At 57.4% G+C, this 25,352-nt stretch carries 23 protein-coding genes and 8 pseudogenes; 15 read left to right on the forward strand and 16 right to left on the reverse strand.

Annotation, left to right across the window (positions count from 1 at the left end; all coding sequences use genetic code 11):
* Positions 1–21: 21 nt before the first annotated feature.
* On the reverse strand, positions 22–672 hold the full coding sequence (ugpQ, locus tag GKE73_RS05810; protein WP_230369409.1) for a glycerophosphodiester phosphodiesterase: 651 nt from the start codon (positions 670–672) through the stop codon (positions 22–24).
* A gap of 242 nt (positions 673–914) precedes the next feature.
* On the opposite strand from ugpQ, the gene GKE73_RS05815 reads away from it, so the two are divergent.
* The 3 genes and pseudogenes from GKE73_RS05815 (at position 915) to GKE73_RS05825 (ending at position 4,470) form a co-directional block, all read left to right on the forward strand.
* Positions 915–1,208 (forward strand): putative quinol monooxygenase, encoded by a 294-nt coding sequence (locus tag GKE73_RS05815; protein WP_230369410.1) that lies wholly within the window; start codon positions 915–917, stop codon positions 1,206–1,208.
* 207 nt (positions 1,209–1,415) lie between these two features.
* A pseudogene (mutS, locus tag GKE73_RS05820) lies at positions 1,416–3,975 on the forward strand (DNA mismatch repair protein MutS).
* A gap of 72 nt (positions 3,976–4,047) precedes the next feature.
* Positions 4,048–4,470, forward strand: a complete 423-nt coding sequence (locus GKE73_RS05825; RefSeq protein ID WP_230369411.1) for a hypothetical protein — start codon at positions 4,048–4,050, stop codon at positions 4,468–4,470.
* Positions 4,471–4,538: 68 nt separating this feature from the next.
* Here GKE73_RS05825 and aceK read toward each other — a convergent pair whose 3' ends face one another.
* From aceK to GKE73_RS05835, 3 genes and pseudogenes are all read right to left on the reverse strand, one after another.
* Complete coding sequence (aceK, locus tag GKE73_RS05830; protein WP_376767411.1) at positions 4,539–5,954, reverse strand: bifunctional isocitrate dehydrogenase kinase/phosphatase; 1,416 nt, start codon at positions 5,952–5,954, stop codon at positions 4,539–4,541.
* Complete coding sequence (locus tag GKE73_RS25370) at positions 5,876–6,349, reverse strand: isocitrate dehydrogenase kinase/phosphatase AceK regulatory subunit (protein WP_376767277.1); 474 nt, start codon at positions 6,347–6,349, stop codon at positions 5,876–5,878. The genes aceK and GKE73_RS25370 overlap by 79 nt, the downstream gene beginning before the upstream one ends.
* Positions 6,350–6,566: 217 nt before the next feature.
* Positions 6,567–7,121 (reverse strand): annotated as a pseudogene (locus GKE73_RS05835) (pseudouridine synthase); the annotation flags it as partial.
* Positions 7,122–7,635: 514 nt separating this feature from the next.
* On the opposite strand from GKE73_RS05835, the pseudogene GKE73_RS05840 reads away from it, so the two are divergent.
* Positions 7,636–9,878, forward strand: a pseudogene (locus tag GKE73_RS05840) (NADP-dependent isocitrate dehydrogenase).
* Positions 9,879–10,149: 271 nt separating this feature from the next.
* Positions 10,150–11,394 (forward strand): NADP-dependent isocitrate dehydrogenase, encoded by a 1,245-nt coding sequence (gene icd, locus GKE73_RS05845; protein ID WP_230369412.1) that lies wholly within the window; start codon positions 10,150–10,152, stop codon positions 11,392–11,394.
* Between the two features lie 178 nt (positions 11,395–11,572).
* Here the strand turns inward: icd and GKE73_RS05850 are convergent, their stop codons facing one another.
* On the reverse strand, positions 11,573–11,776 hold the full coding sequence (locus GKE73_RS05850; RefSeq protein WP_230369413.1) for a cold-shock protein: 204 nt from the start codon (positions 11,774–11,776) through the stop codon (positions 11,573–11,575).
* A gap of 224 nt (positions 11,777–12,000) precedes the next feature.
* Between GKE73_RS05850 and clpS the strand changes: the two genes are divergently transcribed.
* From clpS to GKE73_RS26905, 4 genes and pseudogenes are all read left to right on the forward strand, one after another.
* Entirely contained in the window at positions 12,001–12,309 is a 309-nt protein-coding gene (gene clpS / locus GKE73_RS05855) for an ATP-dependent Clp protease adapter ClpS (protein WP_230369414.1), read from the forward strand.
* 41 nt (positions 12,310–12,350) lie between these two features.
* Positions 12,351–12,943, forward strand: a pseudogene (locus GKE73_RS26895) (Clp protease N-terminal domain-containing protein).
* 4 nt (positions 12,944–12,947) lie between these two features.
* Positions 12,948–13,085 (forward strand): AAA family ATPase, encoded by a 138-nt coding sequence (locus tag GKE73_RS26900; protein WP_512698896.1) that lies wholly within the window; start codon positions 12,948–12,950, stop codon positions 13,083–13,085.
* Between the two features lie 40 nt (positions 13,086–13,125).
* The gene (locus GKE73_RS26905) at positions 13,126–14,589 is read left to right on the forward strand and encodes an AAA family ATPase (RefSeq protein ID WP_512698897.1); all 1,464 of its coding nucleotides are present in this window, start codon (positions 13,126–13,128) and stop codon (positions 14,587–14,589) included.
* Between the two features lie 148 nt (positions 14,590–14,737).
* On the opposite strand, the pseudogene rplS reads toward GKE73_RS26905, so the two are convergent.
* From rplS to GKE73_RS05900, 9 genes and pseudogenes are all read right to left on the reverse strand, one after another.
* A pseudogene (rplS, locus tag GKE73_RS05865) lies at positions 14,738–15,094 on the reverse strand (50S ribosomal protein L19); the annotation flags it as partial.
* Between the two features lie 4 nt (positions 15,095–15,098).
* Positions 15,099–15,867: pseudogene (gene trmD / locus GKE73_RS05870) on the reverse strand (tRNA (guanosine(37)-N1)-methyltransferase TrmD).
* The gene (rimM, locus tag GKE73_RS05875; RefSeq protein WP_230369415.1) at positions 15,867–16,373 is read right to left on the reverse strand and encodes a ribosome maturation factor RimM; all 507 of its coding nucleotides are present in this window, start codon (positions 16,371–16,373) and stop codon (positions 15,867–15,869) included. The pseudogene trmD and the gene rimM overlap by 1 nt, the downstream one beginning before the upstream one ends.
* Before the next feature lie 37 nt (positions 16,374–16,410).
* Positions 16,411–16,659 carry a 30S ribosomal protein S16 gene (gene rpsP, locus GKE73_RS05880; RefSeq protein WP_230369416.1) on the reverse strand — a complete coding sequence of 83 codons (249 nt, stop codon included), beginning with the start codon at positions 16,657–16,659 and terminating at the stop codon, positions 16,411–16,413.
* A gap of 177 nt (positions 16,660–16,836) precedes the next feature.
* Positions 16,837–17,136: a GNAT family N-acetyltransferase gene (locus GKE73_RS05885; protein ID WP_230369417.1), complete on the reverse strand. Its 300-nt coding sequence runs from the start codon at positions 17,134–17,136 to the stop codon at positions 16,837–16,839.
* Positions 17,133–17,540, reverse strand: coding sequence for an acetate--CoA ligase family protein (locus tag GKE73_RS22660; RefSeq protein ID WP_312854372.1), 408 nt, complete (start codon positions 17,538–17,540; stop codon positions 17,133–17,135). Before GKE73_RS22660 ends, GKE73_RS05885 begins: the two co-directional genes overlap by 4 nt.
* Positions 17,432–18,439, reverse strand: coding sequence for an acetate--CoA ligase family protein (locus GKE73_RS05890; protein ID WP_312854373.1), 1,008 nt, complete (start codon positions 18,437–18,439; stop codon positions 17,432–17,434). The genes GKE73_RS22660 and GKE73_RS05890 overlap by 109 nt, the downstream gene beginning before the upstream one ends.
* The gene (locus GKE73_RS05895; protein WP_230369418.1) at positions 18,343–19,356 is read right to left on the reverse strand and encodes a CoA-binding protein; all 1,014 of its coding nucleotides are present in this window, start codon (positions 19,354–19,356) and stop codon (positions 18,343–18,345) included. The genes GKE73_RS05890 and GKE73_RS05895 overlap by 97 nt, the downstream gene beginning before the upstream one ends.
* Positions 19,357–19,364: 8 nt before the next feature.
* A complete protein-coding gene (locus GKE73_RS05900; protein WP_230369419.1) occupies positions 19,365–19,511 on the reverse strand; it encodes a hypothetical protein in 147 nt (48 codons plus the stop codon).
* Between the two features lie 507 nt (positions 19,512–20,018).
* On the opposite strand from GKE73_RS05900, the gene nadA reads away from it, so the two are divergent.
* From nadA to rpoS, 6 genes and pseudogenes are all read left to right on the forward strand, one after another.
* Positions 20,019–20,936, forward strand: coding sequence for a quinolinate synthase NadA (gene nadA / locus GKE73_RS05905; RefSeq protein WP_230369420.1), 918 nt, complete (start codon positions 20,019–20,021; stop codon positions 20,934–20,936).
* Between the two features lie 120 nt (positions 20,937–21,056).
* Positions 21,057–21,801: pseudogene (gene surE, locus GKE73_RS05910) on the forward strand (5'/3'-nucleotidase SurE).
* Positions 21,802–21,903: 102 nt separating this feature from the next.
* Positions 21,904–22,452: a protein-L-isoaspartate(D-aspartate) O-methyltransferase gene (locus GKE73_RS05915; protein ID WP_446686324.1), complete on the forward strand. Its 549-nt coding sequence runs from the start codon at positions 21,904–21,906 to the stop codon at positions 22,450–22,452.
* Positions 22,453–22,525: 73 nt separating this feature from the next.
* A complete protein-coding gene (locus GKE73_RS25375; protein ID WP_376767278.1) occupies positions 22,526–23,236 on the forward strand; it encodes a LysM peptidoglycan-binding domain-containing protein in 711 nt (236 codons plus the stop codon).
* Positions 23,237–23,273: 37 nt separating this feature from the next.
* Positions 23,274–23,630 (forward strand): annotated as a pseudogene (locus GKE73_RS25380) (peptidoglycan DD-metalloendopeptidase family protein); the annotation flags it as partial.
* A 49-nt stretch (positions 23,631–23,679) separates the two neighbouring features.
* Complete coding sequence (rpoS, locus tag GKE73_RS05925; RefSeq protein WP_230369421.1) at positions 23,680–24,630, forward strand: RNA polymerase sigma factor RpoS; 951 nt, start codon at positions 23,680–23,682, stop codon at positions 24,628–24,630.
* 73 nt (positions 24,631–24,703) lie between these two features.
* On the opposite strand, the gene GKE73_RS05930 is transcribed toward rpoS, so the two are convergent.
* Both GKE73_RS05930 and GKE73_RS05935 read right to left on the reverse strand, forming a co-directional pair.
* Positions 24,704–24,976, reverse strand: a complete 273-nt coding sequence (locus GKE73_RS05930; protein WP_230369422.1) for a DUF4129 domain-containing protein — start codon at positions 24,974–24,976, stop codon at positions 24,704–24,706.
* A gap of 56 nt (positions 24,977–25,032) precedes the next feature.
* Positions 25,033–25,293 (reverse strand): hypothetical protein, encoded by a 261-nt coding sequence (locus GKE73_RS05935; protein WP_230369423.1) that lies wholly within the window; start codon positions 25,291–25,293, stop codon positions 25,033–25,035.
* Between the last annotated feature and the right edge of the window lie 59 nt (positions 25,294–25,352).

The following is a 25,352-nucleotide window of genomic DNA, read 5'->3' on the forward strand; positions in this document are numbered from 1 at the left end:
TTTCTTTCGGCCAACCCGGCTTCAGCGCCGTATGGCGAGTGGCCAGTCGAGCCGGTCAGTGCACAAACAATCAACGCCCCACTGGTATAAGCGCTGGGCGGAGGCAAGATCATTCACTGTGTAGCACAGCAGCCCGTAGCCCGCTGCCTTGATGGCGGCAGCTTGAGGCCGGGTTAAAAGTTGGCCATCGACATGCAACGCCACCGCCCCCAGTTGCTCTAATACGCTGGCCCAGTCATCCGGCACGGCTTCGGTCAGCCAAGCGCGCGGCAAATCCGGAGCCGCCGTGGCCGCCGCCAGTAGCGCGACACGGGAGAACGAGGACAACAGCGCTGGCACCTCGCTGCCCGTCCATATCCGGGCAGCGGCCCGGGCCACCAGCCGCCCGGTCATCGCCTCCTGCCCGGGGCCGGGTTTGAGTTCGATATTCAGCAACAGTTGATTGGCACGGCAGTAGGCGGCGACGTTGGCCAGCGTCGGTATCGGCTCGCCAGCGAATTCCGCGCCCAGCCAACTGCCAGCATCCAGTTCGGCCAACCCTGCCATCGGCTGCTGTGCCAGCGCGCCATGACCGGAGCTGGTGCGCTCCAGCGTGTCGTCGTGCATCAGCACACATACCTGATCGGCCGATAGCTTGACGTCACACTCCGCAGCACTGAAACCGTAGCGCACGGCAGCACGAAAACCCGCCGGGTGTTTTCCGGCGCCAGCGCCCCGCCACCGCGATGCGCCATCAGCGGCGGGTATGGCCAGCCGGTGCCATGGGGCATGGTCATGACAGCCTCCTGTAAAATATTGCGAATTGCGCGTGCGCCGTCCGGGCGATTTTCGGCCAACCTTTGGCACACCAGTAGCCTTGCCGACTGCGAAGCAGCAGTCGTACAGTAGCCACTTCCTCACAAGGATGCACTGATATGAATCCGACTGTCGTCATTATCGCCCGCTGGGTTGCCTTGCCGGGCAAAGCGGCTGACGTTGCGCACTGGCTGGAACATGCCGTAAAGGCCGCCCGGCAGGAACCGGGCTGCCTGCGTTATCAAGTCCACCACGGGCTGGATAATGCCAACCTGTTTGTCCTGTATGAAGAATATGTCGATGCGGCCGCCCATCAGACCCACATCAGCAGCACGGCTTTTCAGCAGATCGTGCTGGGGCAAATCGTGCCCCTTCTGGCCGAACGCCAGGTTGACCGGTTGCAAGCCGAATAAACGCTCCGCTACAGCAATGAGGCACCAACAAACCAGCACGGAGCTTAAGCACAGCCCGCATAATAGCGGCCGTCACCGCTTACGATGACCACCACAACCGGCGCTGGCCCGATATCGCCAGCGCCTGACAACACAGATGCCCTTCCCCCGGCCTGGTCCATGCCAACCGGGGCGTAATACGCCAACCGCGAAGTTATAACGATTTAAATGAAAAAAAGCAGCGAACACGAAGCCAAACACACGCCCATGATGCAGCAGTATCTGGCCATCAAGCGCGAACATGCCGACAAACTGGTGTTTTACCGCATGGGCGACTTTTACGAGCTGTTTTATGACGATGCCGAAAAAGCGGCCCGTCTGCTGGATATCACCCTCACCACGCGCGGCGCCAGCGCGGGCGTGCCGATCAAAATGGCCGGGGTGCCCTATCACGCGGTAGAAGGCTATCTGGCACGGCTGGTGAAACTGGGCGAATCGGTGGCCATTGCCGAGCAGATTGGCGACCCGGCACTGGCCAAGGGCCCGGTGGAGCGCAAGGTGGTACGCATCGTCACACCCGGCACGCTTACCGATGCGGCCTTGCTGGACGACAAACGCGACAATCTGGTGATGGCCATCAATCTGGTCAAGGGGACGCTGGGCTTAGCACGGCTCTCGCTGGCCAGCGGCGAATTCAAGATCATGCAAACCAGCGTGGACGAACTGGCCAGCGAACTGGAACGCCTGCGTCCTGCCGAACTGGTGATTCCGGACGATACCGGCCTGCTGCTGTTCGACCAGCTGACCATGCCGCGCAAGAAACTGCCGCCGTGGCAGTTTGACGGCGAATCGGCACAGCTGGCGCTGACTCGCCACTTTGGCACGCACGATCTGGTAAGCTTTGGCGCCGACACCCTGCCGGTTGCTGTCGGCGCTGCCGGAGCCTTGCTGGAATACGTCAAGACCACGCAAAGCGTCAATCCGGCGCACATCTCCGGACTGGCCGTGGAAGACGCTCGGCGACTTGATCCGCATGGATGCCGCCACCCGCCGCAATCTGGAACTGACCGAAACCATCCGTGGCGAACCGTCGCCCACGCTGGCGTCATTACTGGACACCTGCGCCACCAGCATGGGCAGCCGCTTGCTGCGCCATTGGCTGCATCACCCCATCCGCCAGCACGGCAAGCTCACGCGCTGGCTGGAAGCCGTGCGCGCCCTGCTACCGATACATGCCGACATCCACCAGGCACTGCGTCCGGTGGCGGATATCGAACGCATCACCGCGCGCGTGGCGCTGAAAAGTGCCCGCCCGCGCGATCTGGCGGCACTGCGCGATTCGCTGGCCGCGCTGTCGGCCGTCAAGACGTTGGCCGAACCACTGGAGGCACCGCTACTACAAGAACTGGCTGCGCTGCTGCCGGAACAATCGCCAGTGGTTGCGCTGTTGCAGGCCGCCATTCTGCAGGAGCCGTCGGTCTTGTTGCGCGAAGGCGGGGTAATCAACCACGGCTATTCGGCCAACCTGGACGAGTTGCGCGCGCTGCAAACCGACTGCGGCGACTTCTTGCTGCAACTGGAAGCACGCGAAAAGGCACGCACCGGCATCAGCACGCTGAAAGTCGAATTCAACCGCGTGCACGGGTTTTACATCGAAGTATCCAAGGCGCAGTCCGAGCATGTGCCGGATGACTATCGCCGCCGTCAGACACTGAAAAACGCCGAGCGTTACATCACGCCAGAGTTAAAAGAGTTCGAAGACAAAGCGCTGTCGGCGCAGGACCGTGCGCTGGCTCTGGAAAAACAGCTGTACGACGCGTTACTGGACCAACTGGCACCGTTCATTCCTGACCTCAAGCTGATTGCCAGGCCGTGGCGGGTGTGGACGTGCTGGCGGCGTTTGCCGAGCGCGCTGTTTTCCACAATTACGTTGAACCGGAATTCGTCAACGACACACGGCTGGAGATCATCAATGGCCGTCATCCGGTGGTGGAAGCCGAGGTCGAGCGCTTCATTGCCAACGACACCCGCCTGAGTGCCGAGCGCAAGCTGCTGTTGATCACCGGCCCGAACATGGGCGGTAAATCCACCTACATGCGGCAGAATGCGCTGATCACGCTGCAGGCACACATCGGCAGCTTCGTGCTTAAGCCAGCCGCGCCGTGATCGGCCCGATCGACCGGATTTTCACCCGCATCGGCGCCTCCGACGACCGGCCGGTGGCCGTTCCACCTTCATGGTGGAAATGACCGAAACCGCTAACATCCTCAATAACGCCAGCGAACACTCGCTGGTGCTGATGGATGAAGTCGGCCGTGGCACCTCCACCTTTGACGGGCTGGCGCTGGCTTGGGCCATCGCCAAGGCGCTGATTGAGAAAAGCCGCGCCTACACGCTGTTTGCTACCCATTACTTCGAGCTGACGCAGTTAGCCAGCGACTACCCCAGCGTGGCCAACGTGCATCTGTCTGCGGTCGAGCACAAGGACCGCATCGTGTTTCTGCATCATGTGGAAGACGGGCCAGCCAGCCAGAGCTATGGCCTCGCCGTGGCGCAGTTGGCAGGGGTGCCGCCCAAGGTGATCCGCGAAGCCAAACACTATCTGGCCGAACTGGAAAACCAGTCCATCGCACGCCAGCAGCCCGATCTGTTTGCCGCACCGCTGCCGTTACCGGCCGAAGCACCAGCCAATCCACTGGCAGACAAGTTGGCCGAAATCGACCCGGACGAGCTGACACCACGGCAAGCGCTGGAATTGTTATATGCATTGAAAAAACTGGTGGATTGAGTTAAGCAAAACGCTGAACATTGCCTACAATAAACCATGAAGTTCTGATGACACCTTGCAAGGAGAACCTAGATGTCCGATAGCACTGCCGTAAGTCCCGGTCTGGTTCGGCTGTTTGGCTTGACGGAAGAGGATGGCAGTATTTCCCTGGTCACGGTACGCGAGCGCGCCAACCGGCAGCTCACTCGCTTTGCCGATCTGGCCTTGCGCCAGTTGGCCGAACGCCACATCAGCATGCCACCGGCGCTGAGCCCGGTTGGCAATATCGGGGAGTGTTTGACGTTGGAAAACGAGCATCCGCAAGCGGCCGAGATTCAGCACTGGCTGCAAGGAAATGTCATGCTGTACAAGCATTTCAAGGAGGCGGAGGTGTTGTTCGAGGTGGTACGCGCCGCAGAATGCATCGGAGAAACCTTTCCGGAAGACTCCTGCTTTCATGTCGGGCTGACCAGCGCGGGGCCTATCGGTTACTTTGAAGTTTCCCACGCCCACTGACGGCGCGACGATACCGGCCACAAACCCAAAGGGGAAGCTCAGGCTTCCCCTTTTGACATGGCTCACGGCTAAACCGTCATCACTTCCGGGCCGCCACTGGCCGCCGCTTTGCCATGGCCACCATAGCGGCTGGCATAGCAGTTGATAAAGCGCATTTCGATCGGGTACGGATAAAAATCCTCGATATAGCCCTGACGGATGCGCTCCTGCCGATGCTGCCAGAAACGGGGATCGAGCAAATCCCGGTGATACTGCAGAAACACCTTGCGTACCTGCGGATCACCCAGCAAGAAGGTGCCAAACTCCTCCGGGAACACGTCGTTACGCGCCACCGGATACCATACCTCGCCGGACATCTCCATTTCCGGGTTGGGCGCTTCCGGAATCACGCGGAAATTACAATCGGTCATGTACTCGATTTCGTCGTAATCGTAGAAGATCACCCGGTTGTAACGCGTTACCCCAAAGTTCTTGAACAGCATGTCGCCGGGGAAGATGTTGGCCGAAGCCAGCTCCTTGATGGCATTGCCGTAATCGCGCACCGCCGCGTCTTTTTCTTCCGGCGTACAGGTTTGCAGATACAGGTTGAGCGGCTTCATGCGCCGTTCGATATAAACGTGCTTGATAATGATAGCGTCGTCGGTTTCCTCGATCATCGACGGCGCCAGCGTGCGCAGCTCCTCGATCAGCTCATCGGTAAAACGCGCCTTGGGGAAAGCCACGTTGGAAAACTCCAGCGTATCAGCCATGCGCCCCACCCGGTCGTGATGCTTCACCAGCTGGTATTTGCGTTCCACCGTCGCCCGGTCAACCTCCTTGGTGCGCCCGAACACGTCCTTGATCAGCTTGAATACATACGGATAGGACGGCAGCGTGAACACCAGCATGACCAAACCACGAATCCCCGGCGCGATGATGAACTGGTCATTGGAATGCTGCAGATGGTGCATGAAATCGCGGTAAAAAGTGTTCTTGCCCTGCTTTTGCAGGCCCAGCATGGTATACAGCTCGGCCTTGGTCTTGGTCGGCAACATCGAACGCAAGAACTGCACGTAGCCGGACGGCACCTCCATATCCGCCGGGAAATAGGCGCGGCTGAACGAGAACAGCACGCCAATACGCCAAGGCTCCAGCAACACCGTATCCAGATACAGCTTGCCCTCGGCGTCGTGCAACACCGGAATGGCAAACGGGTAGCTGCTGCCACCGTTGAGCACCTTGCCAAAGATATACGCCGTCTTGTTGCGGTAAAACGGTGACGACAACACCTGAATCTGCAGATTGGCCTCGGCTTTCGGCCAACGATGTTCCAGAAACTCATCGGCCTTGCGCAACACAAACGCCAGATCACGCCGTTGATTGGCAAAGGGCCGCTTCCAGTCAAAGTCGGTAATGATCTGCTGCATCACCTTGTGCAGATTGCTGTGGCGCGGGTAATAGCTGCGATACGACGGCGGATTGGATTCGATGTACTCGGTGGAAATCGCTTAAGCCGGATGAAGATGAAATCGTTGTTGAAGTAATCGCGATGCAGGATGCGGGTAAAAACCGAATTGAAGAAGGTTTCGGCCAACTCCGGCTGCTTGTGATTGGTCAGCAGGCCAATGAAATACAGCTTGGCCTGTTGCCAGATTTCATCATCCAGCAAACCGGCGTGAAATTCCCGGCTCAAGCGGATGGCCGTTTCCCTCACCCGGTCATCGTAAAACTGGATACGATCGCGGATCGACTGCTGCAACCCCTGCCAGTTGGCTTCCTCGAATAGCGTCTTGGCCTGACGGTTGCATTCACGAAACAGGCGGTAGTGCTTATTGAAGCCTTCGATCAGCGCCAGCGCGATGTCGCGCGCTACCGGGTTGTAATATTCGGGGATCAGCATGCTCTCACCTCGGGTAGTCATGCACACACACTGCTCACATCATCGATCGTGTGCAGTGTAGTTAGGCAACAGGCCGGGCCGCCGCAAGGCCAGCCCTGCGTTCAATGCCTCACCGTTTCGGCTTGCGGGCAAAGCGGAAGGTTGGCGACGGCGCCGTGGCTGACGGAGATCGGCCTGCCGGGGCCGCACCACCGGCGCGGTTAGCATGCGGGACACGGGGCAAATCTTCAAGATTCACCGTCAACTGGCGCAACTCGCCGGGCGCCAGGTCATCCAGCCGCCACGGACCAATGGCCACCCGCACCAGCCGCAAGGTCGGCAGCCCCACTTTGGCCGTCATCCGGCGCACCTGACGATTCTTGCCTTCACTGATGATAATCTCCAGCCAGCAATCCGGCACCGTCTTGCGAAAACGCACCGGCGGCACCCGCGGCCACAGCTCAGGCGTATCAATCTGCCGCACCTGCGCCGGGCGCGTAATGAAATCGCCCAGATCAACCCCCGCCCGCAGTTGCTCCAGCTGCGCTTCCGACGCCTGTCCCTCCACCTGAACCCAATACGTCTTCGGCAGCTTCCAGCGCGGATCGCTGATGCGGTGCTGCAAACTGCCTTCGCCCGTCAACAACAGCAGCCCCTCGCTATCGGTATCCAGCTTCTAGGCCGGATATACCCCCGGAATGGCGATATGGTCCTTCAGTGTCGGATGGCGTTCATGCTGCGAAAACTGACAGATGACACCGTATGGTTTATTGAACAAGATGAGCTGAGGCATTGTCTGGTAAGCGAAAATGAATCATGCGCCGGATAATAGCAAGGTCTGCCCCAAACAGTTACCCCGCCAACAGCCCCATCCCAACGCATCCATTCAGACTCTGGTCGCGGTAAGCGCAGAACCAGCGGCATGGCAACAACATTTCCATCCCCGGGGCAAGCCAATATCCTCACACCGACACCCCGGCCAACCGGCACATTCGGCTCCTTAAAATTCGCATTCGAACCATTGTTTGCCTATCTGTACCGATCAAAGTTCGTATCTGCACCAAACAGAGTGCCCGATGCGAGGTATAATTCACTTCCGAAAAGTCATCCGAAAGTCTCCGGGTATCACCGTCCCGTTACATGATCCATGTAGAGTGCGGACCAGGAGCGCGCCTTTCCAAGGCTTTTCGACGCGCCTAGCGAGAGCTTGCCCCATATACCAAAGCCGCCTAGCGGGAGCTTGTCCCACAGACCCAAGCCCCCTCGCGCAATCGTTCTCACGTCAAAATAATCATGGAGATAGAGTAATGCCCTCGGAACAGCCGACCATCATCTACACACTGACCGACGAAGCCCCCGCACTAGCTACCCGCGCCTTCCTGCCCATCATCCGTACGTTTACCGATGCAGCCAGCATCAATGTCGCCACGGCCGATATCTCGGTAGCAGCGCGTGTACTCAGCGAATTCCGCGATTATCTGACTGACGAACAGAAAGTACCGGACACCCACGGCCGAGCTGGCACAGCTCACTCAAGAACCCGACACCAACATCATCAAGCTGCCTAACATCAGCGCCTCCGTGGCCCAGCTGATCGCCGCCGTCAAAGAGCTGCAGAGCAAGGGCTACGCCATTCCGGACTATCCGGAAAACCCGGCTAGCGACGAAGAAAAAGCCATCAAGGCCCGCTACGCCAAGTGCCCGGGTTCGGCCGTGAACCCGGTACTGCGCGAAGGCAACTCTGATCGCCGTGCCCCGCTGGCAGTAAAGAACTACGCAAAAAAACACCCGCACTCCATGGGTGAGTGGAAAGCATGGTCGCAAACGCATGTATCTCACATGGACCATGGCGACTTCTATCACGGCGAAAAGTCCATGACCCTGGACAAGGCGCGCAACGTGAAGATGGAACTCACCACCCAGAGCGGCAACACCATCGTACTGAAGCCGAATATCCCGCTGCTGGAAGGCGAGATCATCGACTCCATGTTCATGAGCAAGAAAGCACTGTGTGACTTCTACGAAAAGGAACTGGAAGATTGCCGTCAGCTTAGGCATCCTGTTCTCGCTGCACGTAAAAGCCACCATGATGAAGGTGTCGCACCCAATCGTGTTCGGCCACTGCGTCAAGATCTACTACAAGGACGCCTTCGAAAAACACGGCAAGCTGTTTGACGAACTGGGCATCAACGTCAACAACGGCATGGCCACGCTGTACGAAAAGATCGAAACCCTGCCGGAATCCCAGCGCGACGAAATCATCCGCGACCTGCACGCCTGCCAGGAACATCGTCCGCGTCTGGCCATGGTCGATTCGGCCAAGGGCATCACCAACTTCCACTCGCCCAACGACGTGATCGTCGATGCTTCCATGCTTAAGCCATGATCCGCAACGGCGGCAAGATGTGGGGTGCCGATGGCAAGCCTTCCGACTGCAAGGCCGTGATGCCGGAGTCCACCTTCGCCCGCATCTATCAGGAAATGATCAACTTCTGCAAATGGCATGGCAACTTCGATCCGAAGACCATGGGCACCGTGCCGAACGTTGGCCTGATGGCACAAAAAGCGGAAGAATACGGCTCTCACGACACCACCTTCGAGATCCCGGAAGACGGCGTTGCCAACATCGTCGACGGCTACCGGCGAAGTACTGCTGTCGCAAAACGTCGAAGCTGGCGATATCTGGCGCATGTGCCAAGTAAAAGACGCCCCGATCCGCGACTGGGTCAAACTGGCCGTTACCCGCGCCCGTAACTCCGGCATGCTCAAGCTGTCTTCTGGCTGGACCCGTATCGTCCGCACGAAAATGAACTGATCAAGAAAGTCGAAAAATACCTGCAAGATCACGACACCAGCGGGCTGGACATCCAGATCATGTCGCAAGTTCGCGCCATGCGCTTCACGCTGGAACGCGTCGTACGCGGCCTAGACACCATTTCGGTAACTGGCAACATTCTGCGCGACTATCTGACCGACCTGTTCCCGATCATGGAACTGGGCACTTCCGCCAAGATGCTGTCCATCGTTCCGCTGATGGCTGGCGGCGGCATGTACGAAACCGGTGCAGGTGGTTCCGCGCCGAAGCATGTGCTGCAACTGCTGGAAGAAAATCACCTGCGCTGGGATTCGCTGGGTGAATTCCTCGCCCCGGCTGTTTCGCTGGAAGAGCTTGGTCTCAAAACCGGCAACAACAAGGCGAAGATCCTAGCCAAGACGCTGGACGATGCCACTGGCAAGTTGCTGGATAACAACAAGTCGCCATCCCGTCGTACCGGCGAGCTCGACAACCGCGGCAGCCAGTTCTACCTCGCCATGTACTGGGCACAGGCACTGGCCGCACAAACCGAGGATACCGAACTGCAGGCCCGTTTTGCACTGTTGGCCAAAACACTGGCTGAGAACGAGCAGCAGATCATCGACGAGCTTAAAGCCGTACAAGGCAAGCTAAGCCGACATCGGTGGCTACTACCTGCCGGATACGCAAAAGTGTGACGCCGTCATGCGTCCGAGCGCAACGTTCAACAGCATGCTCGCAGCCGCCCTCGCCTGAGGAAAAGCACACGGGCACGGCCATCCTCATCGTCGTGCCCAGACACTTTGCCATACAAAAGCGCCAAGGCTCGCCTTGGTGCTTTTTTTGTTTCCATAGATAAAAATCAACCCAACGCGATTTTCGTAGTCATTTGATGGATAATCCTGCATCACAGCTTCGGTACAGCCGAGACTGAGGACTACAATAGGGAGTGCCAGCGGTTATCCACCGCGACACGACAAAAACACGGAAACATGCCACGCCCCCCATTTGCAAGGAGAGAAAAAGCATGAGCGCATCCCATATCAAGGTTCCGGCAAACGGACAGAAGATCATCCCAGGACAAGCCATTCCCAACAACCCGATTATCCCCTTCATCGAAGGTGACGGGATTGGTGTCGACATCACTCCGGTCATGATCAAGGTGATCGACGCAGCAGTTGCCAAAGCCTATGGTGGCGAGAAAAAAATTCACTGGATGGAAGTCTACGCGGGCGAAAAATCCACCCAACTGTATGGCCCGGATGAATGGCTGCCCAAGGAAACCCTTGACGCGCTGAAAGAATACTCCGTCTCGATCAAGGGCCCAATGACCACTCCGGTCGGTGGCGGCATCCGTTCGCTCAACGTGGCATTGCGTCAGGAACTGGACCTGTACCAGTGCGTACGCCCGGTACAGTACTTCAAAGGGGTTCCTTCCCCGCTGAAACAGCCGGAACTGACCAACATGGTCATCTTCCGCGAAAATACTGAAGACATCTACGCCGGTATTGAATGGGCCAACGGCTCGGAAGGCGCCAAGAAGGTTATCAAGTTCCTGCAAGAAGAAATGGGCGTTACCAAGATTCGCTTCCCGCAAAGCTCGGGCATCGGCATCAAGCCGGTGTCAGTGGAAGGCACCCAGCGCCTGGTACGTGCCGCGATCAACTATGCCATCGACAATGACCGCAAGAGCGTAACCCCGGTCCACAAGGGCAACATCATGAAATTCACGGAAGGCCTGTTCCGTGATAGTGGCTACGAACTGGCCAAAACGGAGTTTGGTGCCGAGCCGATCAACGGCGGCCCATGGTGCTCGTTCAAAAACCCGAAAACCGGTAACGAAATCATCGTCAAAGATGCGATTGCCGATGCCTTCCTGCAGCAAATCCTGCTGCGCCCGGCGGAGTACGATGTGATTGCCTGCTGCAACCTGAATGGTGACTACATCTCCGACGCACTGGCTGCACAGGTGGGTGGCATTGGTATCGCCCCCGGCGCCAACATCTCCGACCAATACGCCTGCTTTGAAGCCACCCACGGTACGGCCCCCAAGTATGCGGGTCTGGACAAGGTCAACCCGGGTTCGCTGATCCTGTCTGCCGAGATGATGCTGCGCCACCTAGGTTGGAAGGAAGCCGCCAATCTGGTGATCAAAGCCATGGAAGCGGCCATTGCCGACAAGCAAGTCACTTACGACTTTGCCCGTCTGATGGATGGTGCAACCGAGGTCTCCTGCTCGGCCTTCGGCGATGCGATGATCGCCCGCATGTAAAAGCACCTACACGGCTACAGCAAGCCCGCCAAGGCGGGCTTTTTTATTGGCTGTGCCAGACTCCACCACCGTTTCGGCCAACCTGTAGCCAGACAAGAGAAGAGCCCGCCAATAATGACGGGCTCTTGGACTGTATCGGTCTTAGCGCTGACATGACGTCAGCGGGTAAAAATCCGGATTACGCAGCCTGAATATTCGACGCTTGTTTGCCCTTCGGACCAGTCGTCACTTCAAAGCTTACTCGTTGACCTTCTTTCAGGGTCTTGAAGCCTTGCATGTTGATGGCCGAGAAATGAGCGAACAGATCTTCACCACCTTCATCCGGGGTGATGAAACCGAAACCCTTAGCGTCGTTGAACCACTTTACGGTACCAATTGCCATTTTACTTCCTTGCATAAACAGGCTGGTGAAGCCGACCAAACTACAGCCTAAAGCGGCTCAGGCTCAAGCGTCCCAATGCCAAACAATTAAGCCAAGCACCAGACATCATTTCTACGCAACCATTGTTGCAGCGTCAAGTCAGAAAGGAAAAGAATGCGCACTACTTGAAAAAAAGTTGTCCGGGGCCAAAATTGAAGTAAACCGCAGTTACACTGAAAGTTGCCATGACAACGCAGGTCAACGACGACGTTGAACAAGAAAGCTCACGGGTACGCACCACACCGCCCCCGATGTATAAAGTCTTGTTATTGAACGATGATTACACCCCAATGGATTTTGTCGTAGAAGTATTGCAACAGCTCTTCTACCTGACACGGGGAAAAGCAACACGCATCATGTTGCAGGTGCACACGCAAGGCCGCGGCGTGTGTGGCGTTTATACCAAAGACGTGGCCGCCACCAAGGTCGAGCAGGTGTTACAGTATGCGCAAGCACACCAATATCCGCTCCAGTGCGTAATGGAGGAAAACTGATGATTGCCCAAGAGCTGGAAGTAAGCCTGCACATGGCGTTTATGGACGCCCGGCGCAAGCGGCACGAATTCATCAGCGTAGAGCATCTGCTGCTTGCCATGGCAGACAATCCCTCCGCTGCCGAAGTTTTGCGCGCCTGCGGTGCCAATCTCGATCAACTGAAAAAGCAGCTGTCCGACTTCGTCGACGAGCATACGCCGACCGTACCGGGCGATGCCGAAGTGGAAACCCAACCAACCCGGGCTTCCAGCGGGTCATCCAGCGCGCCATCTTGCACGTACAGTCGTCCGGCAAGAAGGAAGTGACCGGCGCTAACATCTTGGTCGCCATCTTTGGCGAAAAAGATTCGCACGCGGTGTACTACCTGCACCAGCAAGGAATTTCCCGTCTGGATGTAGTCAACTTCATCTCGCACGGCATCACCAAGCAACGCTCGCCACAACAGCCGCCGGAACCACGCGAAGGCAGCGATGTGGAGAGCGAAGAGGCAGCCAGCGGGCCGGGGGGCGCACTGGAAAACTACACCCAGAACCTCAACCAGCAAGCCCGTGACGGCAAGATCGACCCGCTGATCGGCCGCGAACACGAGCTGGAACGCACGGTACAAATCCTGTCGCAAGCGCCGCAAGAATAATCCGTTGCTGGTTGGCGAAGCCGGGGTGGGCAAAACGGCGATTGCCGAAGGCTTGGCTCGTCGCATCGTCAACAATGAAGTACCGGAAGTACTGAGCAACGCAACGGTGTACTCGCTCGATATGGGGGCCCTGCTGGCTTAAGACCAAATACCGCGGCGACTTTGAACAACGGCTGAAAGCGGTGATCAAACAGCTTTGTGATGATCCGCAGGCCATTTTGTTCATCGACGAGATCCATACGCTGATCGGTGCTGGTGCCGCTTCGGGGGGCACATTGGACGCGTCCAATCTGCTCATTAAGGCACTCTCCAATGGCAGCCTGCGCTGCATTGGGGCGACCACGTACAACGAGTACCGGGGCATTTTTGAAAAGGACAACGCCCTGTCGCGGCGCTTCCAGAAGATAGATATCAACGAACCGACGGTAGAACAGACCGTGGAAATTCTCAAAGGGCTGAAATCGCGCTTTGAGGCCCACCACGGGGTGAAATACACGCAGTCCGCGCTCGCCACGGCAGCCGAGTTGTCGGCCCGTTACATCAACGACCGTCATTTGCCGGACAAGGCCATCGACGTCATCGACGAGGCTGGCGCTGCTCAAAAGATTCTGCCCAAGTCGCGGCAGAAAAAAGTGATCAACAAGGCAGAGATCGAAGAGATTGTCGCCAAAATTGCGCGAATTCCACCGAAGAATGTCTCCAGCAACGATAAAAACGTGCTGAAGAATCTGGAACGCGATCTACGCAATGTGGTGTTTGGTCAGGACAAGGCGATTGAGAGCCCGGCAGCCGCCATCAAGATGACACGCTCCGGACTGGGTAATCCGCAAAAGCCGATCGGCTCTTTCCTGTTCTCTGGCCCGACTGGCGTGGGCAAAACGGAAGTGGCCCGCCAGCTGGCTTATGCCTTGGGTGTGGAGTTGGTACGGTTCGACATGTCAGAATACATGGAACGCCATGCAGTCAGCCGACTGATCGGGGCGCCTCCCGGCTATGTTGGTTTTGAACAGGGCGGTCTGCTGACGGAAGCGATCAACAAGAGCCCGTACTCGGTGCTGCTGCTGGATGAAATTGAAAAGGCCCATCCGGACATTTTCAATATTCTGCTGCAGGTGATGGATCACGGCACACTGACCGACAACAACGGTCGCAAAGCCGATTTCCGCAACGTGATCATCATCATGACCACTAACGCGGGCGCGGAGAGCCTCTCCAAACCGACGCTGGGCTTTACCGGCAGCAAGGCGCTGGGCGATGAAATGGCTGATATCAAGCGGCTATTCAGTCCGGAATTCCGCAACCGTCTGGATGCCATCATTCCGTTCCGGACGCTGGATGAAGCGATCATCCTGCAGGTGGTGGACAAGTTCCTGATGCAGCTGGAACAACAGTTGGCCGAAAAGAAAGTGGATGCCCACTTTACCGACAGCCTGCGAACGTTCTTGGCCAAGCATGGCTTCGACCCGCTGATGGGTGCCCGCCCGATGGCTCGTCTGATTCAGGACACCATCCGCAAGGCGCTGGCCGACGAGTTGCTGTTTGGTCGGCTGGTGGATGGCGGCGAAGTCACCATCACGGTAGATGCCGACGACAAAGTACAGCTGTGCTTTGAACAGCCGGAGCCACTCGCCGCAGAACCCGTCTGACGAATGCTCTTGGCACCTTAAGCTAGCCAACGCCCGGTCTAACCGGGCGTTTTCTTGCCTCTCCACGAATAAGTACAGTCGTCGACATAAAAAAAGCGCAAGGCCTAAGCCCTGCGCTTTTATCAAGCCAGCAAGAAGCTGGATTAGCCTTGCTTGCGAGCTTTTCTTTGATACGTGCAGACTTACCGGTACGACCACGCAGGTAGTACAGCTTGGCACGACGTACATCACCACGGCGCTTCACTTCAATCGAAGCCAGCAGCGGGGAGTAGGTTTGGAAGGTACGCTCAACACCTTCACCGGCGGAGATCTTGCGCACGATGAAAGCACTGTTCAGGCCGCGGTTACGCTTGGCGATAACAACACCTTCGTAAGCCTGCAGACGTTCGCGGTTACCTTCCTTTACTTTTACCTGAACAACCACGGTATCACCCGGGGCGAATTCCGGAATGGTTTTACCCAGACGGGCAATTTCTTCCTGCTCAAGCTTCTGGATCAGATCCATGTGATTACTCCTGATTTTTTTTAGAGTCTTGTTCCTGCTGGTACTCTGCCAGCAGCCGAGACTCCTGTTTTGACAAGGTGCGGTATTTTAGCAAATCGGGGCGGCGTTGCCACGTACGCCCCAGTGACTGCTTCAACCGCCATGTTGCAATCAGTGCATGATTACCGGACAACAACACCTCCGGCACCCGCATGCCCTGATAGTCTTCGGGTCGGGTATAGTGCGGACAATCAAGCAGTCCGTTTACGAATGAATCTTCATAAGCCGACTGAATATCGTTGAGCGCACCAGGGCAACAGACGGATCACCGCATCCATCAGTACCATGGTAAGCAGTTCGCCGCCGGATAAAACATAGTCACCAATGGAAACTTCTTCATCCACCTGACTTTGAATCAGGCGCTCGTCGATGCCTTCATAACGTCCGCACAGCAAAATCAAACCGGGACGCTGCGACAACTCCACAGCTTTGGCATGGGTCAAACCCCGCCCCTGCGGCGACAGATAAACCACATGGCTATTGGCGACACCAGCTTGCTGCTGGCGCTGACGAGCAGCTGCCAATGCCTGCTGCAGCGGCTCGATCAACATCACCATGCCGGGACCACCGCCATAAGGGCGATCATCCACCCGATGATAGTTGTCTACCGTGAAATCGCGAGGATTCCGGGCATGAAACCCCCAAAGGCCCAAATCAAGCGCCCGCTGGCTGATGCCGAAGCGGGCGATGGAAGCAAACATATCCGGAAACAGGGTAATGGCATCAATTTGCATTAGTAATCGATGCCCCAATCCACCAGAATACGTTTTTCGGCCAACTTGACGTCCAGCACATACTGGCCGACAAAGGGAATCAGGCGTTGCCCGGTTTCGCCATCCACAACCAGAATGTCATTGGCACCGGTTTCCATCAGCGCGGAGACCTGCCCCAACGTAACGCCATCCTGATTGACGACATCCAGACCAATCAGATCAGTCCAGTAATATTCATCGTCGCCCGCGTCAGGCAATTCGCTACGCGGAATGGCAATCTGCATGCCACGCAATGCTTCGGCAGCATCACGATCATCGACACCTTCCAGTTTTACTGCCAACGCTTTAGGCTGGACGGCGCCGTTTTCAAACTTGTACGACTTCCAGTTGCCTTCTTTACCCAGCCACCAGACCGGGTAATCAAACAGACTGTCGGGGTACTCGGTGTCAGCATGAACCTTGATGGAGCCACGAACACCGAAGGCGCCGCGCACAAACCCCATGGTTACGAGATCTTCGTTGCGCATGCGCCTTCAATCCAGCAGTGTTGAATCAGCAAACAGATCAGGCTGCAACTTTCTGCTCTTTGAGCAGCTTGGTCACGGTGTCGGAAACTTGAGCGCCAACGCCGATCCAGTAGTTCAGACGATCTTGGGTCAAACGCACGCGTTCTTCCTTCTCGTTTGCTACCGGGTTGTAGAAGCCAACGCGCTCGATGAAGCGACCGTCACGACGGTTACGGGAATCGGTCACCACGATATTGTAGAACGGACGGTTCTTGGAGCCGCCACGTGCCAGACGAATCACTACCATTGTCGATTGTCCTTGAAATAAAAACAGTATCTTAGAAAAGCCCTCGATTTTAGGTTACTTTTCCCTTATCGTGCAAGCGCTTAATCCATGCACGGCTTACACGGTGCCAGCCGATGGGGCGGGCACCGTGCCGCAATTGGCCGCCATGGTGACATGACCAGCCGTTTCGGCCAACCTTTACAGGATCTTGGTCACGATGGTAAGCGCCCGGTCTTCCGGATGGGTTTCGACGGTGAAACCCAGTTTGTGCATCAATTTGAGCATGCCCTTGTTACCCGCCAGCACCTCGCCACGCATCACGGTCAGCCCCTGCTCGCGCGCCGCATCAAACAACGCATTCATCAGGATAGGACCGATCCCGCGCCCCTGCCACTTGTCGGCAACTTCCAGCGCAAACTCGCAACCTTCGTTGTCCGGATCGGTGATGAAGCGCGCCACAGCCATCTGCTCTTCGCCCTGTTCGCCTTCGCAAGTCATGGCCGGGCCATTTCACGGTCGTAGTCCAGTTGGGTGAAACGCACCAGCATAGTTTGCGATAGCTGCTTGATACTCGACAGATAGCGGTTATAACGGCTTTCATCCGACAGGTTACGCACAAATTCCTGCTGCATTTGTGCATCTTCCGGACGTACCGGACGGATCATGACCTTGGTTTGGTCGTTGAGGGTGGCACACTGCACCATGTGGGTCGGATAAGGCATGATGGCCATGTGCTGGTAACGCCGCACGTCTGGCTTGGCGGCCTCAACGATGATGCGGGCATCCAGCGCGATCACGCCAGCCTCGTCGGCGACCAGCGGATTGATGTCCATTTCGCGCACTTCCGGCAATTCGCACACCATTTCCGACACCCGCAGCAGCACGCTTTCCAGCTCGACCATGTCCACAGCTTAAGCAGGTTCTTGAATGTCCCCAGTAATTTGCCGATCCGGGTCTGGTTGATCATGCTGTGAACCAGATAATCGTTCAGCGGTGGCAATGACAGCGCGCGGTCATGCATCACTTCAACGGCAATACCACCGGCGCCAAAGGTAATCACCGGACCAAACGAGGCATCGTGCGTCACCCCCACCATCAGTTCGCGGGCATAGCGGCGTTTGCGCATCGGCTGTACCGAGATGCCATCGATACGTGCGTCCGGCCGGGCTTGGCGGGTACGTTCGACGATGCCGTTGAATGCGCTGCGCAAGGTGGCTTCGTTGCTGATATTCAGCTCCACGCCCCCCACATCAGATTTATAGATGATGTCCGGCGAGTCGATTTTCAGTACCACCGGATAGCCGATCTCTTCGGCCAGACGAACGGCCTCGCCCTCGTCACGCGCCAGATGCGTGGGATTGACCGGGATATGAAACGCAGCCAGCACATTCTTGGATTCGCGCTCGGACAGAATGGTACGGCCTTCGGCCAACGCGGCGGCGATGACGCTACGCGCTAGACGAATATCCGGCGAGGCACGCTTTTCTTCCAGCGGGCCCGGCGTTTGCAGCAGCAACTGCTGGTTCTGGTGATACGACGCCAGATTGCGGAACACCTCGATGCCGTACTCCGGTGCGCGGAAATGTGCACACTTGGCTTTGGAAAACAGCTCGCGGCTTTCGGACACCTTGGCGTCACCCAGCCAAGACAGGAAGAGCGGTTTGTTCGATTCGCGCTGCAAACCGATCATCAATTGCGCCGTGGTCAGATGGTCGGTCCCCGCCTGCGGCGTGAAGATGACCAGCACGCCATCGACGTTGGGGTCATCCTGACAAGCCTTGACGGCGGTACGGAAGCGCACCGGTAGGCATCGCCGATGATGTCGATAGGATTGCCACCGGACCAATTGCGCGGCAGCGCACCATTTAGCAATTCCATCGTGGCATCAGACAGCTTGGCCAGCTCCACGCCATTGCTGTAGGCACTGTCGGCCGCCAAAACGCCCGGACCGATCCCGTTGGTGACGATGGCCGGGCGGCGCCCGCCAACACGATAATTGGCCGCCAGCACCTTGGCGGCGGTAAACAGCTGGGCAATGGAGGACACCCGCAGCACACCGGCGCGCGACAGCGCGGCGTCGAACACGTCACCGCTTTCCACCATGTTACTGGAGTGCGTCACGCCGGTGACGTCATCCTGATAACGCCCGGACTTGATAACCACCACCGGTTTGGTGCGGGCGGCAGCACGCAAGGCACTCATGAAACGGCGGGCATCATGGATGTGGTGGACATGCAACAGAATGCCCTGAGTGAAGCTGTCGGCCACCAGATAATCGAGGATCTCGCCAAAATCGACATCCAGCCCCTCCCCTACGGAGATGACGCTGGAAAACCCGATACCTTTGCTATCGGCCCAATCGAGCATGGCAGTACACAGGGCCGAGGATTGCGACACCAGCGCCAGATTCCCCGGCCGCACTTTACTGGTGTAATTGGTGGCGTTAAAACCCGCTACCGGGCGCATCAGGCCGAGCACATTCGGGCCGAGCACGCGAATCCCGGCCTGACGGGCAATGTTGAGCGATTCGTTGAGGACCTCGCGCTCAAGCTTTTCGCTATCGGCAAACTCCTTGGCCAGCAGCACCGCCTTGATGCCTTTCTTGGCACAGTCCCTCATGATGGTAAGCAAGGTCCGCAACGCGGTGCAGACGACCGCCAGATCAATCGCTGACTCCAGCTGGCGGACCGATGGGACGGCCGGAATGCCGCCAACCACCTTGTGATTCAGGTTGACCGGAAACAGCTTGCCCGGAAATTGCCAGCCAGCAGGTTGGCAAACACGGCCTGACCGATGGAGCCGGGGGTATCGCTGGCGCCAACCACGGCCACGTTGCGCGGGGAAAACAGCGAGGTGAGATAGTGAGGCCTCATGCGTTTTTATCCAGAAATTGATATTCGTTCGACACGACATTGACACCAACACACCGCTGCGGTGCCCTGCTGGCTCAAATGTCATGCTTAAGCAAATCATTGCGACAGCACCGGCGACATGTAGCGACCGGCGCTCCCATCTATCTACAGACTTCACACTATGCGGAAAGCCGGGGCCAATGCCAAGCGTCAGCACCGCAAAAATAGAGCGATCACCCTACATCCGTACAGCCGGTAGCCAGCCGACCAAGCAGGGTTGGCCGAAACCAGCGGGCGTCTCCATCATGCTGCATAGCCGCACGCTGCTTGGTGTTGACTTCCGACAATCTTCTGTCAATCGGGTTTCTTCGATTTTTCCAACTTGCCAATAGCATGACCAGCACTAAGCCAGTAGCGCTAACATGGCAATGTTGCTACTCTTTCGGGTTTGGTACACCACAATTATATTGCGTCGCATCAAGAGGGTAGCCGTACCTCCCGGTGGATACGGCAGGAGTTAAGGTCATCATGTCGAAACGCGTTGTTACACTCGCTCATTACTATACCCAGCCCGAAATTCAGCAGATGGCCGATAAAGTCGGCGACAGTCTGGAGTTGTCGCTGTACGCCAAGGAAGCACAAGCCGACACCATCGTGTTTGCCGGTGTGCGCTTCATGGCGGAAACCGCCAAGATTCTGAACCCGCAGGCAGAAGTCATTTTGCCCGACGCCGGTTCCACCTGTTCGCTGGTTACCCAGACTGACGTGGCAGCGCTGAAAGTATGGCGCGAAAGCTACCCCGACCACGTGCATGTGTCGTACATCAATTCCAGCGCCGAGCACAAAGCCCTGTCCGACTGGATTGTCACCAGCCGTAACGTCGATGACATCATCGCTTATCTGTATGAACAGGGTAAGAAGGTGATCTTCTCTCCCGATCGCAACATGGGTGCCTACCTCAACTACCAGTACGGCTACGACATGCCGCTGTGGTCGGCCGTGTGCGAGGTGCACGACAAGTTCAACGAAGCCGCCCTGAACGAAGCGTTCAATGCCGCACTCGGTGAAAAATACCTGATTGCTCACCCGGAAAGCCCGCTACCAGTGCTGAAGAAAGCCGACTACGTCGGCTCCACCTCTGGCATGCTCAACTGGGTAAAACAATTCAAGGGTGGCAGCAATGCCGTCATCTTTGTCGCCACCGAAGACGGCATTCTGTACAACATGAGTCTGGCCCGCCCGGATCTGGATTTGCGCCAGGCGCCAATCTACGCCGGTTGCCAGTGCAACTCCTGTCCTTACATGAAGCTGAACACGGTCGAGGCCGTCAAACGTGCCCAGCAAGGCGAAGGTACACGCATTGATTACCTCACCCCCGAGCAAATGGATGCAGCGCGCATCCCGATCGAGCGCATGCTTGAATTCAGTCAGCGCTACTATGCCTGATCGCACAAACCCGCCAGTTGGCGGGTTTTTTTACGCCACAAAACAACACAATGGCTTGGCACGGTTTTCCTGCCTCGTGGCTAAACGATACAATCTTGCTCATTATTCCGGGGTGATCGCATGAAATTTCTGATCAGTAATGACGATGGCTATTTTGCTCCGGGCATTGCCATGTTGGCCGAAACGCTGGCGCGCCACGGCGAGGTAGTGGTGGTAGCGCCGGAGCGTGATCGCAGCGGAGCGAGCAACTCGCTGACGCTCGACCGCCCGCTGACCGTACGCCGGGCCGCCAATGGCTATTACTATGTCAACGGCACCCCAACCGACTGTATTCATCTTGCCGTCACCGGCATGCTGGATTACAGCCCCGACATGATTTTCAGTGGCATCAATCACGGCCCCAACATGGGCGATGACACCATCTACTCCGGCACCGTGGCCGCTGCCACCGAAGGCTTTCTACTCGGCATTCCCTCCGTCGCCATTTCTCTGGCTAAGCTACAGCGGCCAACACTTTGCCACCGCCGCCGTGGTGGTTGAGCAACTACTGGAGCGTTGCCAGCGCGCGCCGCTGCGGGAACCGGTGCTGTTGAATGTAAATGTGCCAGACATGCCAGTTGAACAACTGCGTGGCACCCGGGTCACCCGGCTGGGGCGGCGCCATCATGCCGAACCGGCCATCAAGACTCAGAATCCGCGCGGCGAAACGATATACTGGGTCGGCCCGGTCGGCAGCGCACAAGATGCCGGTGAAGGGACCGACTTTCAGGCCGTCGGCAACGGCATGGTCTCGGTTACCCCCCTGATGCTAGACCTGACCGCTTTCGGCCAACTTGATGGAATCAACTCATGGCTTCACCGCTGACACAGGATCGGCAGGATTACGGCATGTTCTCCGAACGCACACGCAAGCGTCTGGTCGAGCGGTTGCGCCTTAAGCATTCAGGATGAACGCGTACTCAAGGCCATGTACGAGGTGCCCCGTCATCTGTTTGTCGATCAGGCTCTGGCCACCCGCGCCTACGATGACGTGTCGTTACCCATCGGCCACGGCCAGACCATCTCCCAACCGCTGACCGTGGCACGCATGAGCGAACAGCTGTTTGCACAGCGGCAACCGGGCAAAGTGCTGGAGATCGGCACCGGCTGCGGTTACCAGACCGCTGTCCTGCTAAAAATGGGCGCGGAAGTCTATTCGATTGAACGACTTGGCGCGATACTGGACAAAGCTAGACAGAACCTGCGCGCGGCCAAACTGGTACATGCCCGGCTGGTACACGGCGATGGTCATTTTGGCTTGCCGGAAGCCGCGCCATTTGACGGCATTATCATGACCGCCGCTGCACGCAACATTCCGGAAGCACTGGTGGAACAGTTGGCCGAAGGTGGCCGCCTCATCATGCCGATCGGCGAGAATGATCAGCATTTGTGGCTGATCGAACGCACCTCGCAGGGGCTACAAAAAACCCGACTCGACCCAGTCAAGTTTGTACCACTGCTGCCCGGGCGTAGCTGACAAGACCAAAATGCAACAATGGCGTCACTTAGCCATTTGCAACAATCTATTAATTGACATATAAAGAACAGGTATGAGTACACAGCGTTATCGGAATACTTACCCGCTGATTACCTCATTAGCGGTGACACTGCTGGCGGGTTGCAGCAGCCTGAGCCAGCAAGCCGCACCAGTAGAAAACGCCAACGCCGCACCGCTCACCGGTAGAGTTACCAGCATGCTTACGGCGGCCAGTGTCGCAACGGCGCAACCGGTTGCCGTCGCACAACCGCTGCCCTACCAGAGCAGCGACACCCCGGCTGCCACGCCGGTTGTTACAAGGCCAGCAGCCCCGTTGGGGGAAAAGACCCACGTGGTGAAGGCCGGTGAAAATCTGTTCCGTATTTCACTGAATAACGGCTTGAAATACAAAGATGTAGCCAACTGGAACAACTTGCCTGACACTAACATCAAAGTAGGTCAGGTACTGCGACTGACGCCGCCGGACAGTGAAACCGCTGCGGCCAGCGCAAACAGCCGCCTGCCAGCCAAGGTGACACCGGCAGCAAGCGACAAGAACACAACAAATAGCAACAGCAAGAATTACCCCAAAGCGCTCAAGCTGCCTTATTCAGCAGACGCAAATAAAACCCTCGCCCAGCAAAGTGAGGGCACGAGTAGCAAGAAACCGATGGCCAGCGCTGGCAAGGGCAACCGCCGCCACCCTCGAACATGGCAAACCGGTTTCACCGGCCAAGAAGGAAGCCAGTTCAGGGGTGGTAGCCAGTGGCAAGAAAGCGGATGACAGCACCGCCAAGCCTGCGGCGGAAGAGACACTCAGCTGGATCTGGCCAACGGAAGGCAAGGTGATTCGTGGCTACTCCGAGAACAACAAGGGTGTTGATCTCAGTGGACACAGCGGCCAGCCGGTGATGGCCGCCAGTGAAGGGAAAGTGGTATACAGCGGGAATGGCTTGCGTGGCTATGGCAAGCTGATCATCATCAAGCACAACAAGACATTCCTGTCTGCGTACGCCCACAACAGTCAGCTTTTAGTGAAGGAGGGCCAGTCCGTCAAGAAAGGGCAAAAGATTGCCGAAATGGGCAATACCGATGCCGACCAAGTGAAACTGCATTTCGAGATACGCCGTTTCGGAAAACCGGTGGACCCGATGCAGTACCTTGACCACAAATCCTGACTGAGAGGGTGACGCCCCTCCGGTGCAGGACACATGCAACGGGGGAGTTATGAGTCATAACATTGATATCCTCGAAGAAGAGGAAGTCCTCGAAGTCGAAGTAGTGGTGGAAGAAGCGGTTGCTGAAGCCGAACACGATGAAGTTGCCGAAGCTCCGGCGGCTTACGAAGAAGTGGCGGATGTCACCCAGATTTATCTCAACGACATCGGCAACAATGCCCTGCTGACACCCCAGCAGGAATTGGAGCTGGCACGTCGGGTGGTCGATGGCGATTTTGAGGCACGCCAGCGCATGATTGAACACAATCTGCGGCTGGTGGTGAACATCGCCAAGCACTACATCAACCGTGGTCTGGCCTTGCTCGACTTGATCGAGGAAGGCAATATCGGCCTGATGCATGCACTGGAAAAGTTCGATCCGGAACGCGGTTTCCGCTTTTCCACCTATGCCACCTGGTGGATTCGGCAAAGCATCGAACGCGCGATCATGAATCAATCGCGCACCATTCGCCTGCCGGTACATGTGATCAAGGAACTCAATGTCTACCTGCGCGCGTCGCGCCATCTGGAAAGCCAGATCGGACGGGAACCGACGCAGGAAGAGATTGCCCACCTGGTTGGCCGACCGGTGGAAGACGTCCGCCGGGTCATGAGCCTGAATGAACGGATGGCTTCACTGGATGCGCCACTGGATATTGACCCAATGCTGTCCATCGGCGAATCCATCCCGGACGAGCAGCAGGAAGAACCAGAAATCCAGCTGCACAACAGCCGTCTGGAACGCTTTGTGCACGATTGGCTGGCCCAGCTGAACGATAAACAACGCATGGTGATTGAACGGCGTTACGGGCTCAATGGCCATGAAATCAGCACGCTGGAAGAGTTGGCCTCAACGCTCAACCTGACGCGCGAGCGGGTTCGGCAAATCCAGATTGAAGGATTGGAACAATTGCGGCGCATCCTGCGGCGCAAGGGTATTTCCAAGGATTTCGTGTTGTAGCAACAAGCCCTCGCACACTCACCATACCCCCTGCCCCGGCAGGGGGTTTTGCATTATTTCCACCGTAGCATGGTCATAACCGCAGTCGTTTGACTTCAGCGAGCCAGTGACGGACAGCGGCATCGGTTGGCGCTGGTCCGTAACGCAAGTCGGCGTAACGGAGAATCAACGGCTTGACCCGTTGATAATCGGCTTCGGGCAAGGCACGCGCCTTGCGTCGCACCTCCAGCGGGCCATCGGATGGCAACACGCGAATCTGCCGGGCCTGCAATTTGCGCCGCAGCAGCATCCAGCCCAATGGCAACGGGGAGGATGCCACCGGACGGCGACGCCACCACAGCCACATGGGTAGCGCAGCAAGCAGCCCCCCCCAGCAATAGCGCTCGCAGCACACTCCCCGCCTCAACATGCTGCCCCAACCCCAGTGCGTTGATACACACTCTGCTGACGCTGGGCATCGTAACCCACCACCCACTGCTGCCAGACAAACGCGGCGGTCTGCCAGTTTTGCCGAGCCGCCAGCCACCAGCCGGGTACGGCCCGATGCGTCAGCGGCAAGGTTTCCGCTGCACCAGCAACACTCTGTTCGATGCTCTGCTCCACCCGGTTGGGCGCAATCGCGGCGGTGGCATCGACACGTAGCCACTGCTGGCGCGACGGCAACCAGATTTCGCTCCGGCATGGGCGTCCGACGAGCGTATCTGCCAGAACCGCCCCACCGG

Source organism: Paludibacterium denitrificans, from assembly GCF_009707705.1.
Lineage (GTDB): Bacteria > Pseudomonadota > Gammaproteobacteria > Burkholderiales > Chromobacteriaceae > Paludibacterium_A > Paludibacterium_A denitrificans.